Here is a 1,403-nt window from a genome sequence, read left to right as displayed (position 1 = left end):
GACGAGCGCGCCGACGATGGGCGCCATGACGAGCATGACTTCCTCGGTGCTGCCCATGATCGGTCGGGCGATCCAGACACCGACGGCCATGATGTGGTCCCAGAGGGTGCCGAACTGCCCCGCACTGTTTCCATACGGGAACCCGGTCCACGGGTCGAACGACATCGTGTTCGGCCAGTTCTCCAAGAGGTATGACGTTTCGCGGAGGTGGTACCACGCGTCGTTGCCGCGGAAGTACACTTCGCCGTCGCGGACGAAGTTCCCATACGACCGGAGGCGAGTCCACAGCATGAACGCCACTGCGATGAGAAGGGCTGGGACATGATACCACCGTGTAAGAAGATCGACGGGGGACGGCGTCGATCCATCCGGCGAGTCGCTCGAATCGCTCATTACCGCAAGGAACTGTCAAAACGCGCATAAGGCTTGTCATATCTGGTTCCAAATCCCCTACAGGCGTATCGAATCCGTGCTGACCAAGGGAAACGGTTATTAAGACCGATTGCGGAATTTGGCTTAGAATCTGTGTCTATTCATTTCTCCTCCGTCTACCGTGTCTGGGTAACGTTAAGCAAACACATTAGGAAGGGCCGAATCTCACCGGTCTGTCCCGTCAGCACACAACAAGGAACTGAATCATGGATGGGAAACGTCGAGAATGACTGATGAGAGTGTTGCGATCCTTCATGATCGCTTCCCCGGTATCGGAGGTGGAGAGACATTTGCCATCGAAGCAGCTCGGGTACTTGATGCCCCCATTTATACGATGTACGTCGCCGAGGGAACGGAAGTCCCACCAGATATTGATGTCTATTCGATCCGACAGGAAAAGTACACGAGCGGGGTCTCTGGACAATTATTAGAGTGGCGAAACAGTGGGATGAACCCCTTCGAGACGACCAGCGTCGCAATCGACATAACCCAGGGGACGTCGGAACTCGAAACCTACGACATCCTATTAGAGAGCGCACCACTCTCGAAGTATTTCGTCCCGGCGACGCACCAGCGGATCGTCCACTACCCTCACAGTCCGCCACGGTGGTTGTACGATCTCTTTCGGGACCGAATGGACCGCGTCGACTATCCCGGAATCGCGTTTGCAGCAAGGGCGTACGCGAAGCTCTGGCGTGCCCTCGATAAGGAGGCAGTCGACTACGTGGACACGTTCGTTGCGAACAGTGAGCTCATCCGTGATCGCGTCCAGCGCTACTACGACCGAGACGCGGAGGTCGTGTATCCGCCAGTAACCGGGAACTGGCGAAACGAGGGAGACGAGGGGTACTTCCTTACGTGGTCTCGGCTCGATAAGGAGAAACGAATGGACCTGATCGTCGAAGCGTTTCAGGGACTCGATGAGCGCCTGATCGTCGCAGGCGACGGCGAACACCGCGAGAAGCTCGAAC

Annotated in this window: 2 protein-coding genes; one reads left to right on the top strand and one right to left on the bottom strand. The window is 56.7% G+C overall.

Annotated features, from left to right (window positions below):
- The coding region (locus EXE45_RS16365) for an STT3 domain-containing protein (protein ID WP_342765827.1) at nucleotides 1-393 on the bottom strand (393 nt) is incomplete at its 3' end.
- Nucleotides 394-658: 265 nt separating this feature from the next.
- On the opposite strand from EXE45_RS16365, the gene EXE45_RS20570 reads away from it, so the two are divergent.
- The coding region (locus tag EXE45_RS20570) for a glycosyltransferase (RefSeq protein ID WP_206750481.1) at nucleotides 659-1,403 on the top strand (745 nt) is incomplete at its 3' end.

This window comes from Halorubrum sp. SP9 (assembly GCF_005435015.1).
Taxonomy (GTDB): domain Archaea; phylum Halobacteriota; class Halobacteria; order Halobacteriales; family Haloferacaceae; genus Halorubrum; species Halorubrum sodomense.
Note: the sequence above shows the minus strand (reverse complement) of the source record. Positions and strands in the feature narration are given on the sequence as shown.